Source organism: Sorangium sp. So ce124, assembly GCF_051525235.1.
Lineage (GTDB): Bacteria > Myxococcota_A > Polyangia > Polyangiales > Polyangiaceae > Sorangium > Sorangium atrum.
On the sequence record NZ_CP150312.1, the window covers coordinates 6,301,521 to 6,316,535 of the forward strand.

12 protein-coding genes, 1 tRNA gene and 1 pseudogene are annotated in these 15,015 nt (G+C 67.1%); 3 read left to right on the forward strand and 11 right to left on the reverse strand.

Features of this window, described 5'->3' with window-relative positions; all coding sequences use genetic code 11:
* Positions 1-75 precede the first annotated feature (75 nt).
* From WMF19_RS23535 to WMF19_RS23580, 10 genes are all read right to left on the reverse strand, one after another.
* Positions 76-540, reverse strand: a complete 465-nt coding sequence (locus WMF19_RS23535) for a phage tail protein (protein ID WP_437901134.1) — start codon at positions 538-540, stop codon at positions 76-78.
* 59 nt (positions 541-599) lie between these two features.
* Entirely contained in the window at positions 600-788 is a 189-nt protein-coding gene (locus WMF19_RS23540) for a DUF6760 family protein (RefSeq protein ID WP_437330783.1), read from the reverse strand.
* Entirely contained in the window at positions 785-1,156 is a 372-nt protein-coding gene (locus WMF19_RS23545; RefSeq protein WP_437803716.1) for a phage tail assembly protein, read from the reverse strand. The genes WMF19_RS23540 and WMF19_RS23545 overlap by 4 nt, the downstream gene beginning before the upstream one ends.
* Before the next feature lie 24 nt (positions 1,157-1,180).
* Entirely contained in the window at positions 1,181-1,621 is a 441-nt protein-coding gene (locus tag WMF19_RS23550; RefSeq protein WP_437901135.1) for a phage tail protein, read from the reverse strand.
* Between the two features lie 55 nt (positions 1,622-1,676).
* Positions 1,677-3,323 (reverse strand): phage tail sheath family protein, encoded by a 1,647-nt coding sequence (locus WMF19_RS23555; RefSeq protein ID WP_437901136.1) that lies wholly within the window; start codon positions 3,321-3,323, stop codon positions 1,677-1,679.
* A 421-nt stretch (positions 3,324-3,744) separates the two neighbouring features.
* The gene (locus tag WMF19_RS23560; protein WP_437901137.1) at positions 3,745-4,485 is read right to left on the reverse strand and encodes a DUF4255 domain-containing protein; all 741 of its coding nucleotides are present in this window, start codon (positions 4,483-4,485) and stop codon (positions 3,745-3,747) included.
* A 77-nt stretch (positions 4,486-4,562) separates the two neighbouring features.
* A complete protein-coding gene (locus tag WMF19_RS23565; protein WP_437901138.1) occupies positions 4,563-6,779 on the reverse strand; it encodes an AAA family ATPase in 2,217 nt (738 codons plus the stop codon).
* A 307-nt stretch (positions 6,780-7,086) separates the two neighbouring features.
* On the reverse strand, positions 7,087-8,382 hold the full coding sequence (locus WMF19_RS23570) for a hypothetical protein (protein ID WP_437901139.1): 1,296 nt from the start codon (positions 8,380-8,382) through the stop codon (positions 7,087-7,089).
* A 98-nt stretch (positions 8,383-8,480) separates the two neighbouring features.
* Complete coding sequence (locus WMF19_RS23575) at positions 8,481-9,833, reverse strand: eCIS core domain-containing protein (RefSeq protein WP_437901140.1); 1,353 nt, start codon at positions 9,831-9,833, stop codon at positions 8,481-8,483.
* A gap of 522 nt (positions 9,834-10,355) precedes the next feature.
* Positions 10,356-10,547: a hypothetical protein gene (locus WMF19_RS23580; RefSeq protein WP_272092922.1), complete on the reverse strand. Its 192-nt coding sequence runs from the start codon at positions 10,545-10,547 to the stop codon at positions 10,356-10,358.
* A 1,058-nt stretch (positions 10,548-11,605) separates the two neighbouring features.
* On the opposite strand from WMF19_RS23580, the pseudogene WMF19_RS23585 reads away from it, so the two are divergent.
* Together WMF19_RS23585 and WMF19_RS23590 are read left to right on the forward strand one after the other, a co-directional pair.
* Positions 11,606-11,905: pseudogene (locus tag WMF19_RS23585) on the forward strand (hypothetical protein); the annotation flags it as partial.
* An 18-nt stretch (positions 11,906-11,923) separates the two neighbouring features.
* Complete coding sequence (locus WMF19_RS23590) at positions 11,924-12,322, forward strand: hypothetical protein (RefSeq protein WP_437901141.1); 399 nt, start codon at positions 11,924-11,926, stop codon at positions 12,320-12,322.
* On the opposite strand, the gene WMF19_RS23595 is transcribed toward WMF19_RS23590, so the two are convergent.
* A tRNA-Glu gene (locus WMF19_RS23595) sits at positions 12,294-12,368 on the reverse strand. The genes WMF19_RS23590 and WMF19_RS23595 overlap by 29 nt on opposite strands.
* Positions 12,369-12,831: 463 nt before the next feature.
* On the opposite strand from WMF19_RS23595, the gene WMF19_RS23600 reads away from it, so the two are divergent.
* Positions 12,832-15,009, forward strand: coding sequence for a TonB-dependent receptor plug domain-containing protein (locus tag WMF19_RS23600; RefSeq protein ID WP_437901142.1), 2,178 nt, complete (start codon positions 12,832-12,834; stop codon positions 15,007-15,009).
* Positions 15,010-15,015: the final 6 nt, after the last annotated feature.

Here is a 15,015-nt window from a genome sequence, read left to right on the forward strand (position 1 = left end):
CGGCCCGAGCCGCGCTCGGCCACGCTGGACGATTGACCTGCTCGCGCTGAACACGATCCAGCATCGCTCAGGCCCCTATGCCTCGAAGATCCCGTCGTGCGCCAGCGTCAGCGACTGGAACAGCACCTGGTTCGAGGCTGTGTCGAACTCGGGACCTTCCCAAGCGATCGGGTAGGCGCTACGGAAGTGCCATTGCTTGAGGAATGCACCGGTCCGGTCCATGAGATGGACGGTCCCGTCGTGGCGGCTGAACTTCCCGGCGATGACCTGCTGGTACCAGCTCCATAGATTGTCCATATCGGACATCCCACGCCGAAGGACGAGATCCGTGTACGACGTGGGGCCGGGCAGCCGGTGCTCATGCGTGTTGACGCCGCCCTCGCGGCGCGACTCGACCGCCGTTTGGATCCGCAAGCCACTGATGCTGCTGAACCCGCCAACGATCAGCGACCCGATCTCGACCTGAAAGTTGAAGCCCAGGTACGGATCCTTCCGAGCCGCGCGTCCGCCCGACGACGAGCCCCTGCTGCCGTTCGCCATACCGCCTCCCTCACGCCACGGTTAAACCCAGGACCGAAGGCCGTCCGCTCGCCTCGCGATCAGAAGTCGAGCAGCGACCGCTCCTTCTTTTCGGAACCCATGATCTCCCGGTTGATCTTGCTCGCCTCTTCGCACCACCGCCTGCGCTCGCGGTGCTCGAGCCTGAGCAGCGAGTCATACTCCCAGTGAAAATAGTACGCGAGAAAGGCTATCTCCTCGTGCATCGCATCGAGGGGATAGCCCTTCATTGGTCCCGGGACGTGTCCACCTCGAACTCGAACGCATGGTTGCATTTCGGACAGAGCACCTCGACTGTGTTTCGCCCCCGCTCGTTGATGCGGTTGTACATCTCCTGGAGAGCGGCGAAGTCCGCCGCGAACAGGCCCTCGACGACCTTGGGCGTGACGGTGGGCAGCGAGCCGAGCCGCGTCACGACGCGCGAGAGGAGGATGATGGAGAGGTAGCTCTGATTCTGCTGAACGCGGCTGTCGCGCAGCGGCAGGATCTCATCGGCCGCGGTCGCGAGGCGCATGGTGCCTTCCTTGTGAAGATCGCCATTTTCGTCAGCGTAGCCGAGCTTCAAGACAAATGGGAATTCGGTGATTAGCGCGGTCATTTCAGCCTCCTCTCTCCGGCGCTGTCATTGCGTGCGCTTGATGGTCTCCACCGCCACCTCGAACGTCTCGATGAGGACGTCGTTCCCCTTGCCGTCGAGATCGCCCGCCTGGTACTTCGACGGCCAGGCCCCGACCAGGTCCCAGCGCGCGGCGTCGTTACCGGCGTCATCGACGAGGATGATCGATATATTCCTTCGAGCGTTCGGCACGCCGGTGCCGGTCTGGCGGATGATCTGCCACCACTCGTAAAGCTCCATTGACGTCGTGATGCCGCGCTTGAGAGTGAGCGACCCCACCTTGGGATACCCGGAGAGCTTGCGCGTGAAGGGATCGGTGCCCTCGCGGTACTCGATCTGGTCCGACGACTCGTCCGGGATCGTCGCGCTTGCGAAGGCGGCGACCTGAATGCTCGCGATCTCGACGCGGAACCGATAATTCCTGTAAGGGTCCGTTCTCTCCGCCATGATAACTATAGCCTCTCTTGATGCCCGGCCCCGGAGGGCTCCACATCAGGCTCGATCAAGCCGATGGTAGCGTCTGCTGTTGAATGCGGAGCACGACAAACTCCGCAGGCCGTACGGGGGCCACCTTGATGTCGATGTAGAGGAGCCCCTGGTTCCTCGTCGCCGGAGGGTTGTTCGACGCGTCCACCTTCACCTCGAACGCGTCCGAGTCCTTGGCGCCGAAGAGGCCTCCTGCCGTCCACACCTGGGTCAGAAACACGGTCACGTCGCGACGGACCGTGCCCCAGAGCTTCTGATCGTTCGGCTCGAACACGACCCATTGCAGGCCCCGGTAGAGCGACATTTCGATGTACGTCAGCAGCCTGCGTACGCTGATGTAGATGAGGCTCGGGTCCGTCGACAAGGTGCGCGCGCCGTACGTCACGATGCCGTAGGTCGGCAGGCTCCGTATGGCGTTGATGCCATCCGGGTTGAGGATACCTTGAGCCTTCTCCGTGACGAGCGCCGTGAGACTCACCGCCGACGACAGCTTGCCGTCGCGGATACCCGCCGGAGCCTTGAACACGCCGACGCGACTATCGGTCTCGGCATAGGTCCCTGCGATGGCCCCGGCGGGAGGGATCGTGATGCTGCGCGCCGTCGACGTATTGAAGAAATCGATCCATGGATAGTAGATCGCGCCGCGGTCCGAGTTGAGCGCGTTCTCCAGGTCAATCGCTGCGGTTGCTCCCGGGGGAGTTATCGGTTCGCCTCTCTTGAACGACCTGAGCGTCGGCGGGTCCAGCCAGAAAGGGGCGTCTGCGATCATGAACATGTCGCAGGGAGTCCGACCTTCGCAGTAATTTATACCCTGCTGAATCGTCGCTTGCTGCGTCTTGAGATCGTCCAACATGCCCGTGTCGGGCATCACGAGGAGGCTTGCGTCGGTGATCGGATCGAGCCTGGCGAGCGCGTCTTGGTAGTCGACCGGAGTGCCCGACGTGGAGTCAGCGCCGGTCACGAGCAACGCCGGGGCGAGGGCGGTCGGCGCCGGTGGCGTCTCGGCGTTGACCGTGACACGGAGGAAGAGCGATTGGCCGTTGATCTTGGCCTCCAGCGAGCTAGGCCCGTTCGCTCCCTTCTTGAGATCCTTGATGGTCAGCCCAGGGAACTCTTCAATGACGTAATAGTCGACAGTGCGGGTGATCTTGGCAGAATCGAGACTGTTGTTCTTGATGTAGCGGGTGATGAGACGCTCGAGGACCGTCTTCTTGCTGTCGTCTTGGTCCACCTTTGCGGCGGAGTAGAGGACGCGGACGCCGAAGGTGGGCGTGAGGGTCGTGCTGGGCGTGTCCTCCCAAGGGTAGTTTTCGATCGCGATGGCGAGATCGTTGCCCCACAGGCCCGGTGACGACGCCGTGAACTTGAGAGGCGCATGCACGACCGTCGCCGCGGCGAGGCCATCGCTCGCCTTCGCGCGCACGACGTACGCGTACGCGCCGCCCTCGGCGAAGAAATTGTATACCGCAAACGGGACGTTATAGCCCCACGTGAAGTTCCCGAATTTCGCCAGGAAAGCGTTCCAGCTATCGATCAGCGTGGGCTCGTCCGGCCCTATTTCTGTCCATCCCACGAAGGCGGTTGTGCTGGTGCCGACGCCAGAGATCTGCTGCGGTCCCCGGATTTCTTCGATGTAGACGCCCGGATACAAGTAGTTGGACACGGGTTCAACCTTTCCAGAGACGATTCGGACGAAGGAGGTTGCCAGATCCTCTTCGACACACACCGCATCGCGACAGACCTCGGCCTCTTCCCTATGGCCTCTTCCCCACGGCCTCTCCCCCATGGAGGGAACGGTGGAGGCCGCCTTCGAGGGCATCTCCCTCCACCTCTCTTTGAGGAGAGGGAGATGCTTGGAAGACAAGATCGCGAGGGCGGAGTCCGCCAGCTGATCTCGGCTACCCCCCCGAAGAGAGCCTGGACATTAGGTTTCCTTTGCCAGAGTTGTCAACGCGGTCTGAGGATGCCCGATCCGATCTTTCGTCACAATCATGGGGCCGGGTCTATCCCTCAGGCGATCGTTTTGTCACCCTCATGGGACCAGCAGTGCCTTGTGGAACGGTGATCTCGTCAACCTCATGGGGTCACCCCGGCGATCGGGGGTCTGTGTCGATCACCCACTCTTCCGGGGAGGGCGGGCTCCCCTCGGTGGGCGAGTTCACGTGGAAGGTGGACCGGACCTTGCGGACGAGGGCTCCCTCCTCCGTGACGGCTCGCGGGATGCGCACGGGCGTCACCGTATAGAAGAGCGAAAGTCGGTAGGGTTTGTTCGGAAAACCCGCCCAGATTTGATGGATCTGCTCCATGCTCGGCGCGTCCGACAGGACGGGCAACCGTTCGTTGCCTGTAACGAACAGCACGCCGTTCGGGCTCTTGTCCTCGAGCACGGGGCAGTCGGAGAACAGCCGCTTGAGCTTGCTCACGAGCAGGAGCTCGTTCTCCGCGTTCTGGGCGTACGGGACCATCATGTAGGAGAGATCGACGGCGAGCGGCGCCGCTCGACGCACGAAGCCGGTCCCCGTTCTCACGATCGACGGGGGCTCGTTGATCAGGTAGGGATTGTCGGCTACCCGATACATATAGACCAGGATAAGCGGAGAACGCCCCTGCCCTGAATCAGGCTCGTCCGAGGGAGAGTGATACTTGACCTCCACCCTGTCCACGTCCTCCAGGTCTCCAGGTCGGCGGCCGTGGTAGAGCGAATCATGATCGTCATCAACCGGAGACGCCGGGCCCGGAGGATCGTTGAGAAATACGTTCTCGCGGATCAGCGTGCCCAGGCTCTCGCTCACCTGGCGGAGGACCCATCCTGCGGGATCTCTCATGGTAAACCGCTCCCTCGTGCGCGCTCGACCGCGCTTCATGGCCGGCCGATCGATCTTCACCGGCTGTGGGCTGTGACCTAACCGAAGGTCTCGTCCTTCACCACCTTGCCCATCTTCTGGAATTCGAGCCGCGCCGCCCGGAAGAGGTGCCACATCCCCACCGCCGCTGCTTGCTCCGCCGCGAGCATCGCCGCGGCGAGCGCCACGTTCCGGATCGAGCCCCCGGCGAGCTCCAGCCGGACGCCGAGGCGCTCGAAATCGACGTCGGGATCGAGCGGCGTCTCGGCAGGAAAAGCCCTCTTCCAGATGGCCGCGCGTTCTTTGGGGCTCGGGAACGGGAAGTCGACGATGAAGGACAGCCGCCGCATGAAGGCCTCATCCATGTTCTTCAAGAGGTTGGTCGCCAGGATCACCACCCCCTCGTGCGCGTCGATGCGCTGGAGCAGATAGCTCGTCTCGACGTTCGCATAGCGGTCGTGCGCGTCCCGCACCTCCGTCCGCTTGCCGAAGAGCGCGTCGGCTTCGTCGAAGAACAGGATCGCGCTCGTGGCCTCGGCCTCGTCGAACAGCTCGCCGAGATGCTTCTCCGTCTCGCCGATGTATTTGCTCACCACCTGCGACAGATCGATCTGGTAGAGGTCGAGCTCAAGCTCGCTCGCGATCACCGCCGCGGCCATGGTCTTGCCCGTCCCCGGCGGGCCCGAGAAGAGGGCCGAGAGCCCCTTGCCCAGCGAGAGCTTGTCATCGAAGCCCCACGCGACAAAAACCTGGTTTCTCTGCTGCATGAACCGGCAGATGGCACGGAGGAGCTCCCGCCGATCCTCGCGGAGGACAACGTCGTCCCACCGATGCACGAGCGGCACCTTGCGCGCGAGGAAGCTCTGCTTGCCGCCGTACCGGAGCCGGCACGCCTGGAGCACATCGGCCGTGCTCATGACCGCGCCCTGTCCGCGCGTGAGACAGAGGGCGCGCGCCGCGGCGACAGCGCCGTGGATCTGCCCGCCGGTCAAGCGGAAGCGGCTCGTCAGCGCTGCGACGTCGATGGCCATCGCCGGCGCGTCGCCGGCGCGGAGCGCGGCGTTCCACAGCGCTGCCTGCTCGGCCATGCGAGGCCGGGGGATCTCCAGGCGAAGGAGCGGACGCCCGCCCAGCGCGCCCGCAGGCGCCCACGGCCCACGCTCCAGAAGGAACACGGGCCCATCGTGCTCGGCGATCGCCGCCGCCACGGCGAGCTCGAGCGCCTTCCGGTCCGCGGCGCCGAGCGCGCCGGATCCATCCCAGCAAAGCGCCGCGCTCCACAGCTTCGCCTCGCGCGCGACGAGCGGCAGCGCCGCGCGAAAGGGCGCGTCTCCCTCGGCGAGGAGCGCCTCGAGATCCACAACGAGCACGGGGACGCCGATCTCCCCGCAAAGGGCCTCGACGAGCGACGTCTTCCCCACGCTCTCCGGCCCCTTCAGCGTCACCACGGGCCACGTTTGCCCCCGATGCGACGCGGCGAGCCGGAGCAGGCTCTCTTTGGTCTCCTCGGGCAGGAGCAGCTCCTCGAGCCGCGCTCGAGGATGCACGAGCCGCACAGCGCGGCCGAGGCGCGGGTCGAGTTCCTCGCTGCCGAGCAGATACCAGATGATGCGCTCCTCCACCTCGAGCGGGGCGGCCAGGAGCGAGCCTTGCCGGGCGGCGGCATCGAGGCCGCGGAGCAGGCCATGGCGCACGAGCGGGGCGCGCGGCGTGAAATGGCGTCGCGCGGCGATGCGCTCCTCGAACGAAGCAGCGAGCAGGAAGAGCCCGATGTTCACCGTCGGGCGCTTGCGCGTGATATCGTCGTTGAGATACGCAAAGAGGCGCTCGTAGCGAAGGTCTATCTCGGGCGCGAGCGCGAGCAGGAGCACATCCAGGTCGAAGCGCGTCAGCCCGAACCGCTCGGCGAGCGCCACGAGGCGAAGATGGACGCCGCGCCTCCCGCTCTCCGCCGCGCGGCGCGAAAGCACGGCGGCCTGCCTCTCGATCGCCTCTTTGACCGCGATCACCTCCGGCCCCTCGGGCCCGGTCGTCCAGTGGGGCTCGCCCGGCGCCCGCTCGAGCAGCGCGTCGATCTCGGCCTCGGAGATGGTAAGACCGGGGAGCGAATCCTCCTCTGCCACGAGACGTGCCTGAGCGACGCCGATGCGCACCATCCGATCGACGCGGTCGAGCTCGGCCATGAGGTGATCGAGCGACCGCGCGAAGGGCGCATCGCCCGCTGGGTCCGCGGCGCCTTCCGGCTCTTCTGCGATGTTGTGATGCGGCTCCAGCATAGAAGAGGCGGTCGTCGTGGGACGCGGGGCGGCTCGCTCCAAGCTGTTGGGCTCGCTCCGTGGCTCTCATATTCACCCGGGTAGGGGGCGAGGCGCAATAGAGGGATCGGCAGAAGCGGCGCTGCCATGTCACTTTTCGGCTGGCCCATGATCCTGACGACCGACTGGCCCCATGAGGCTGCATAAAATGGGGCTCAAGTGGCCCCATGAGGCTCATGATAGACAGAGTCCACGCTTGAGCGTCGAAAGCCCCTGCGTTATCATGGATCTTCGCCTGCGATTGCGGTCGAGGAGTACGGCTGTAGTGCTAGTACCTCTCCCGCCGGACGAGCTCTATCGCTTTCTTCTTCGCTTCCTTGGGGGGGAGGACGAGGATCTCCTTGAAGAAACTCTCCTGCTGCTCACGCGGGAGCGAATCGAGGAGCCTCTCAAGCATCTTGAGGCTGGTCAGCAGCTCCTCGTCGACGACGGTCCGCTTCCCGCCATACTCTGCGGGCGCCTTCGCGCCGAACAGCTTCGACGCTTTCTGCCCGCCCGTGGCCGAGAGCTTCGTGGTTTGATCCTCGGCGCCGCTCGAGGCCGTGTGCGCCGTGCCGTACATGTTCGCGGTCAGGGGGGCCGACCCTTCCAGACCGACCATCAGGGCCATCGTGTCGCCCCTCACGTGCTTGTTCATGTAGATGTGGCCGTGCTGATTCTTCCTGGGGATGGCCACGAGCTGGCGCTTCCGGAGGTACTCTCCGGTCGCGGGGTCGATCGGGTGGCCGCCGGGGCCGATGATGTCCCCCTTCACGTTGCGGTTCCCGATGCCCCCCAACGGGACGTTCACGCCCCTGTGCCGGCGCAGACCCATCTGCGCGTGAAATGGGAGCTTCAGCTCCTCGACGCGCCTCGTCCCGTCCTCGCGCCTCTCGCCGACCTTCGTCGCGTGGGAGGCGAACCCGCGCCAGGCGCTCTTGTCCAGCACGTTGCGGCCATCCTGCGAAGGTCCGCGCCCCAGGTAGTCATAGAAGGCCTCGCCCAGGCCTCTCTTCTCCTGGATCTCGAAGAGTTGCCGCTGCCCGTGACCGAGGACGCTCGCCAGCGGCCACGGATATTCGGTCACCAGGTCCTCGGACTTCGACAGATCGGGGTTGTTCCGCGTCGACATATCCACGCCGCCGAGCGCCATGGTCAGGTGGAGCCGTCGCATGAACTTCTGCTTCGCGAGCGTCATCTCCGCGGACGCCTCCAGCTTCTGCCTCGCGCTGGCGCTCATGCTCTTGTCCGACCCCTTGGGATCGGCGAACATCGTCTGGAACATGACCGCCGGGTCAATCTCGTTGAGCTGGCGCACCATGAAGTCCTCTTCGGACTCGGTGTGCTCGCCGTCCGGCCCTTTTCTGCGCCCCTTCCAGGTCTCTTCATCCACCGCCCATGGGTCCTTGGCGGCCGCCGCTTGTCCGTCGGGCAGCCGCTGGATCAGGTGCCGCGTCGCGCGGTTGCCGATCTTCGCCTGGAGCTGCAAGACCGGGTGAACCGGGGGCGGGGCCGCCGGGGCGGCCGCTACCGCCGCCTTTCGAACGGTGGCTGCTCGGGCTGATGCCGTCTGTCTCTGTGCCATCTAACGCACCTCGTCTCCAGTATCGACGCTATTGAAGTGGTTCACGTTGATGCAGGAATCCTCCACGGTCCATCGAATTTGCCCCTGGTTGCATGCTGTCACACCGCGAGCTTGAAGCCGCCTCGGCTGCGAGTGATACGCCGGTTCTTTATGGCCCGTTTCAACGCAACCTTGAGCGCTCCGGGCTTGAGCTGAGGAGTGCTGGCGCCTCGATTTGCGTTGATGTGGTTCAGGATGTCCTTGAAAGGGTGCGTCGGCCCGAGGGCCTTGATCGCGTCGATCACCTCTTTCTCCAGAGGGCTCACCTTCGTCACATTTGGCACGCTCGGATAGGGCGGCACATTGTCTACGCGGTGCTTCGTCAGCTCGTTGGGGCCACCCTGCTGCTCCGGCCAGGGGTGGTTCTTGCCAGTGATGTCCTTGCGGATGGGCTTGAGGGTGATCTCCAGCCCGGAAGCCAGCTTCTTCTCGCTCGGGTCGTACGGAACGCTCCCGCTCGGGCTGGGAGGCAGGACCGTGACCGTGTACTCTGCCCCGTGCTGGTAGCGGGAGTCGCCCAGCCGGCTTCCTGGCCTGATCTGATCCGCAATTTGCGCGAGGGCCTTGACTTTCCCTTCCACGCCACGGTGCCTCTTGTTGGCGTCCGAGCTCAGCACGGTCAGGTTCTGGTTCTCGCCCCGCCCGCCCATGTTGTCGTTGAGCAGATGCCCCGCGATGTACCGAGGCTTCCCGCCCACGATCTTACCGACCTTCTTGATGATGGTCGGGGTGTTCGCGTCGGGCTTGGACCCATATTTCCATTCGCTTTCCGCGCCGACCTCGGCTTCCATCCTGGTGCCCCCGTAGTAGGGGCTTGGCTTTCCCCAGGTGGCTTTGACCGGGAACCGCTGGACGGCCACGTCGGCTGGGGGGGTAGCTCCCGGGGGCTGGTTGGGCTGCGCAGAGCGATCCCAAGAGTGTCCCCCTGTCCTCCCCACCCCCGCAGACACCCACGGCCCGCCGGCCTCCCCCCGCGCCGCCCTGGCCCCCAGCGCGTCGGCCTCGGCCTCCAGTGCCGGGTCATCATTGAGCGCCACCCCCTTCATCTGTGCCGTCGCCCGCACGCGCCCCGCCCGCTGCTGCACCACGTGCGCGAGCTCGTGCCCGAGCAGTTCCTGTCCCCGCGTCGTCTCCGGCGCCCAGTGCCCCGGCGCCACGTGGATGTCGCTCCCCTGGGTGTATGCCGCCGCCCCCAGCGCCGTCGCGCGCGGCGAGCCCGGGTGTACGCGCACGTCCGAGAAGCCGGCGCCGAAAGCACCCTCCATCTTCTGCTGCACCGCCTCCGGCAGCGGCCGGCCCGACGTCGACGCGGGCACGTCGCGCTCGGCCTCCGCAGGCGCTCGCCCGGCGGACAGCCGCTGGATCACGTGCCGCGTCGCGCGGTTGCCGATCCTCGCCTGGAGCTGCAGCACAGGGTAAGCCGCGAACCGGGCCGCCGGCGCCGCTTCTGGGATCGGCCTCGCGGTCGTCGGTGCGCGGTTCACGGCAGAAGCGCCTTCGCGGCGGATGGCTTGCTTGCTCATGGGGTATCGGGAGCCTATCGGGGATAGGAAGGCAAACGGCTTGTCGAGTCAAGCGGCCTCGCCCGGAGCTACGATAGCGCTCGAGCCACGAGGTATCCAGCTCGCCCGTGCGCATGTCCGCCGTGTCAACACAAATCCGTGCGCGCTCAGCACACCAATATTCAGAGTGATGGGGCCGCCCCTCTCTCAGCGTCATGGGGCCAGCGAGACAGGCCAGGAAAGAAGAAGCGCATGTCGATTGGTTCTTCGCTCTCCTGGAGCTCGGAGGATTGCCCACCACCACGCGCATCATCCAGCCTGCGCCACCGTCTGAGAATCGACGGAGAGGTGCCCCGGGGGGCGGCTCCCCCGGGCCCCTCGCCGGAGGCGGACAGCGCGAGTTCCTCCTCCGGCTCTTCCGCGGATCCCCGGTCAGAGCTCGTCAGGATGTTCCTGTTCGTCACGGCCGCTGACCGCGCTCTGGGCGAGCGCCTCGCTGGCCGGGGGCGCCTCCCTCGCGGACACCCCTGAAGGCCGCTCGCGCCAGCCGAGCTCCCTGTGCGCGAACCGCCGCAGCGTGCTGTATGTCACCTGCACGCCCTCGAGCGCCAATCGCTTCTGCACGCGGACCAGCTGTAACGGCTTTGGGCCCATGAGCCACCCTTCGATTTGAGCGCGGCGGGATTCGAGCGTCTGCCACGCCGATGACGGCGGGGGGTGCGGGCGCGCCTGCACCTTCCGCGCGACCTCGGCGACGAGCTCGTCGCTTATATCGCTCCGCGGTTCGATCCCGCATCGGCGCGCTGTCTCGATGTACCGGAGCGCCGTTTTTCGATCGACCACGCCGGCGCGTGCGATCTGCCGGGCGCTCTGCCCTTCCTGCCAGCGATGGATTACACCTCGTACATCCGTCATGCTCAGCTGTCTAAAGCTCATTTGTATCTCCCAAGAGCGGCGTGAGCGGACGGAGTCCCGTCTCCGGACCTCGACCGCCAGCGGTGCGCGTCAGTCCGCGTCAGCGCTGAATCACTTCTTGTGTCGCCCAGTTAGCAACGCGTTGAAGATCGCGCTTGCCGGGGTGAGATCAGCGATCGGCGTGGAGATTGCAAGCCGTCTAGAGTGTTGATCGCCACGCACATGGGACCAGCCTGCGGCCTTTTTTCCACCCTTATGGGGCCAGTCGCGAGGTGGCCTGACATAAGTTCGCCAGGGTCATGGGGCCGGCCGCTCGCCAGGATCATGGGGCCACCCTGGCGCGGATGACCCAGGGCTTGACGACCGAGAGCAAGGACATGGATCCGACCGGCGGCGCGGGTCGCCCTGTATGTCAGAGAGGATGCCGTCTCCTCGGTCCGGCAGTCCGGCCTGTGGAGTTCAGGAGATCGCGATCAGGGCGAGCCCGGAGAGCTCGCTTGAGGCCGCCGTACGAGGAGGCGTTTCGAGAAAGATGGTCCAGCGGATGGCCGCGCTGGGCGCCCTCGCCGCGACGCCAAGCAAGTCGGTGTCCCGCAGCCCGCCGTGTCGAGGTGGCTGCGCGAGGCCCATCGTCTGAGGTATCAGTTATCTCAAGACCACCGTTCGCGGTCGTTTCCACTTTCTGTAGGTGATCGTCGAGCGCGGCGGTGGCCGACTCTACCGCGACATACTTGATCGACACGCTCGGCTAGCAGACATGGGACTGGACGCGACGGCCGCTGACCGAAGGCCAGGTCGCCTATGCCGCGCTGGACGCGGAGGTGCTGGTGCAGCTGTACGACGACTTCGAGGGGGCGAGGCTACAGGGAGAGACGCGCGCTTGGCACAACCGCCGGGCTGCGGATCCGATGCCCAGTCCTGAGGACATCGAGCTCACGATGGCGATAAAGAGGGCTGCTGATCTAGTAAGCCGTGTCTTCGCGGTTCAGCTGCCCTGCAAGAACGGACATGGATCAGGCTACGGCGGTGATGGCGTGTCGTTCACCATCCCCGTGGTCAACGACTGAGAAGCGGAGCTCGAACGCGTGAAGATCTCCGAGCGCACGCACGAGCACCTGCTCACCAAAGCCCTGTCGGAAGAGTTGATCCTGGCGGTGCTCAAACAGCCACGCCATCGGCTCGCGGAGCGAGCCAAGCTGACGACGTCCGACGTCCCTCAGCTCGAAAAGGAAGCGGTGCGGCTCCGGACGGAGAGGAACCGCCTGGTGCAAGCCCTCGCCAGCACCGACCAGAAGCACCGCAACCCCGAGGATGCCCGGCAGGTCCTCGCCCCCCTCTTCGAGACTCCCTTGAACGTCACGCCCGTCGAGACCGCCGAGGGGAGGTGCTTCTGGATCGAGGGCGCCGCGGTGGTCGGGCGGATGCTCGCGACCGATGCGGGATGTCTTAACTCTGCGTCCCCAGCGGGATTCGAACCCGCGTAGCAGCCTTGAAAGGGCTGAGTCCTGGGCCGGGCTAGACGATGGGGACCGGCGATTCGGCGCGGGACCCTACCGTCCGTCGTCGAGCAATGCAAGCCCAACTCGCGTCGCCCGTTGGGGTTTCCGTCGTCGGGCCCGCTCCCGCCCCGCGACTCCCGCAGCCGCGGCGCGCGCCAACCGCGCGGCCTCTCGTGGCGCACCGCAGGCCACCCGCCGAGGCGTCGGTCGCTCGGCATCGCCGCTCGTCGGTCGCCCGGCATCGCCGCTCGCCGCTCGCCCGCCACGAGCCTCCGTCCCGACGCGAGCTCCTCCCTTGCTCCCGCTTCGCAGCACGCCGTCCACCCCCGCCCACGGCGCCCGCACGCCCCCGAACCGCTGGACGACCGCTCTGAATCGGGCGACCATCCCCCACCCCACCTCACCCCATCGACCGAACGCCGCACAGGCCGAGCTCTCCCCATGCTGCCGTCCCCGCGCCTCGAGCCTGCCGTTCCGATGTCCCAGGGAGGACCGTGCCCCGGCGTCGGCGCCTGACGCGCGCCGCGCTGCTCGCCTTCTGCCCGCTCCCGGCGCTCGTCCCAGCCGCGTCCTCGCGCCCTGCGCTCGCGCAGCTCCCTTCCGAGCAGCCCTCGGCCACGCCCCCTTCCTCTTCGCCTCTTCCCGCTCCTCCGCCTCCCTCTCCCGCTGCTCCTCCTTCCTCTCCACCGCTTCCCCCCTCGCCCGCCGCGCCGCCCCCCCTCGAGGTCGTCGTCACCGGCACCCGCACCCCCGAGAGCAGCCAGCGCGCCACGGTGCGCACGCGCGTCGTCACCCGCGACGAGGCCGAGCGCCGCGGCGCCACCAACGTCGGTGAGGCGCTCGACGGCGAGCTCGGCGTCCAGGTCAACCCGAGCGCGTACGGCGCGCTCGGCAACCCGAGCGCCATCCAGATCCAGGGCTTCGACCTCGACCGCGTCCTCGTCCTCGAGGACGGCGAGCGCGTCATCGGCGACGCCGGCGGCGCCATCGACCTCTCGTCCCTCCCGCTCGGCGACGTCTCGCGCATCGAGCTCGTCACCGGGCCGACAAGCTCGCTCTACGGCACGAGCGCCATCGGCGGCGTCGTCAACGTGCTCTCCGCGCCCCCCGAGCACCCGGGCTTCAGCGGCCGCGCCCGCCTCGAAGGCCGGAGCCGCGCCGGGCTCGTCCTCCATGGCTCGGGCGCCTACCGCGGCGAGCGCGCCTGGGTCAGCGCCGACGCCTCGTTCCAGCGGGAGGACAGCCTCTCCCTCGTCGAGCCCAGCGACAACCTCGCCGATCCCGGCGCGGGCGCCGACGCCCCCACCGTCCTGCCCGAGCGCTCGCAGCGCCTCCTCGGCCTGCGCGCCGGCGCCACGCTCGGCAAGGGCATCGACGTGCGGCTCCGCGCGCGATGGATCCACGACGAGCAGAACGGCGTCGAGCAGAAGGTGTGGCCCGTCCTGGGGGCCTACCTCTACGACCTCCCCGAGGTGACCGACCGCGTCACCCTGCACCTCGCCGAGACGATCGACCTCGGCGGCGGCTCGAACCTGCGCTTCGCCGCGGGCCGGCAATGGGCCCTCCGGACGAGCGGCCGCGACCTGCGCGGCTCGCCCGACGAGGAGCTGCGCGAGCGCTCGGGCGCCCTCCACAGCTACGAGGCGATCGCCACCATCGCCGACGGGCCGCGCACCTGGGTCGCCGGGGCGCGCGCCGAGGTGGAGACGCTCGACCAGGTGCTCAAGATCACCAAGGTAACCCCCTCGGGCACCGAGGAGACCCCGCCGATCGAGGAGGTGCCCGACACCCGGCTCGGCAGCGCCGCGCTCTACGGCCAGCTCGCGTGGAAGCTCACCGACGAGCTCACCCTCATGCCCGGCGTCCGCGGCGAGCTCCGCCTCCGCTACGGCGGCGTCATCGCCCCACGCCTCGCCCTCGCCTACCGGCCCGCCCCGCCCCTCACCCTGCGCGTCTCCGGCGGGCGGGGATTCCGCGCCCCCAGCGCGAAGGAGCTCGGCTTCTCATTCGACCACTCGAGCCTCGGCTACATCCTCGAGGGCAACCCGGCGCTCGCCCCCGAGACGTCCTGGGGCGTGAACGGCGATGTCACGTGGATCCCCCGAGAGGGCCTCACGGCGCGCGCCGGCGCCTTCGCGAACTGGGTCGACAACCTGATCGACGTCAACCCGAAGCCCCTCAGCTCCTCCGCCGGCGTCGACACGTACACCTACATGAACATCGCCGAGGCGCGCACCGCGGGCCTCGATCTCTCGGCCACGCTCCAGGCCACACCGTGGCTCCGCATCGAGGCCGGCTACGCCTACCTCTGGACGCGCGACGACACGGCCGATCCCAGACAGCCGCTCTCCGGCAAACCGCCGCACACGGCGCAGGCGGCGCTCCGCGCCGATCTGCCGTTCCAGTTCGAGCTCGTCGCCCGCCTGCGGACCATCAGCAGCGCGTTCGTCGAGAGAGACCCGAGCGAGGCGAGAGACGTGCGCGCCCCCGGGTTCACCACGCTCGACGCGCGGCTCGCGCGGCCGCTCTGGCCCTCGTCGCAGGCATATATCGGCGTCAGGAACCTGCTCGGCGCGCAAAAGGACCCTGATCGCCGCGGCGACCACCGGCCCCTCGAGGGGCGCACCTTTTACGTCGGCGTCCGCGCCGAGCTACCGTGGGAGGACTCATGACGAGAG

Excerpts from the sequence above, each read along its gene's own strand:
- WMF19_RS23535 (WP_437901134.1), bottom strand. The coding sequence starts at position 540 with ATGGCGAACGGCAGCAGGGGCTCGTCGTCGGGCGGACGCGCGGCTCGG.
- WMF19_RS23540 (WP_437330783.1), bottom strand. The coding sequence starts at position 788 with ATGAAGGGCTATCCCCTCGATGCGATGCACGAGGAGATAGCCTTTCTC.
- WMF19_RS23545 (WP_437803716.1), bottom strand. The coding sequence starts at position 1,156 with ATGACCGCGCTAATCACCGAATTCCCATTTGTCTTGAAGCTCGGCTAC.
- WMF19_RS23550 (WP_437901135.1), bottom strand. The coding sequence starts at position 1,621 with ATGGCGGAGAGAACGGACCCTTACAGGAATTATCGGTTCCGCGTCGAG.
- WMF19_RS23560 (WP_437901137.1), bottom strand. The coding sequence starts at position 4,485 with ATGAGAGATCCCGCAGGATGGGTCCTCCGCCAGGTGAGCGAGAGCCTG.
- WMF19_RS23565 (WP_437901138.1), bottom strand. The coding sequence starts at position 6,779 with ATGCTGGAGCCGCATCACAACATCGCAGAAGAGCCGGAAGGCGCCGCG.
- WMF19_RS23570 (WP_437901139.1), bottom strand. The coding sequence starts at position 8,382 with ATGGCACAGAGACAGACGGCATCAGCCCGAGCAGCCACCGTTCGAAAG.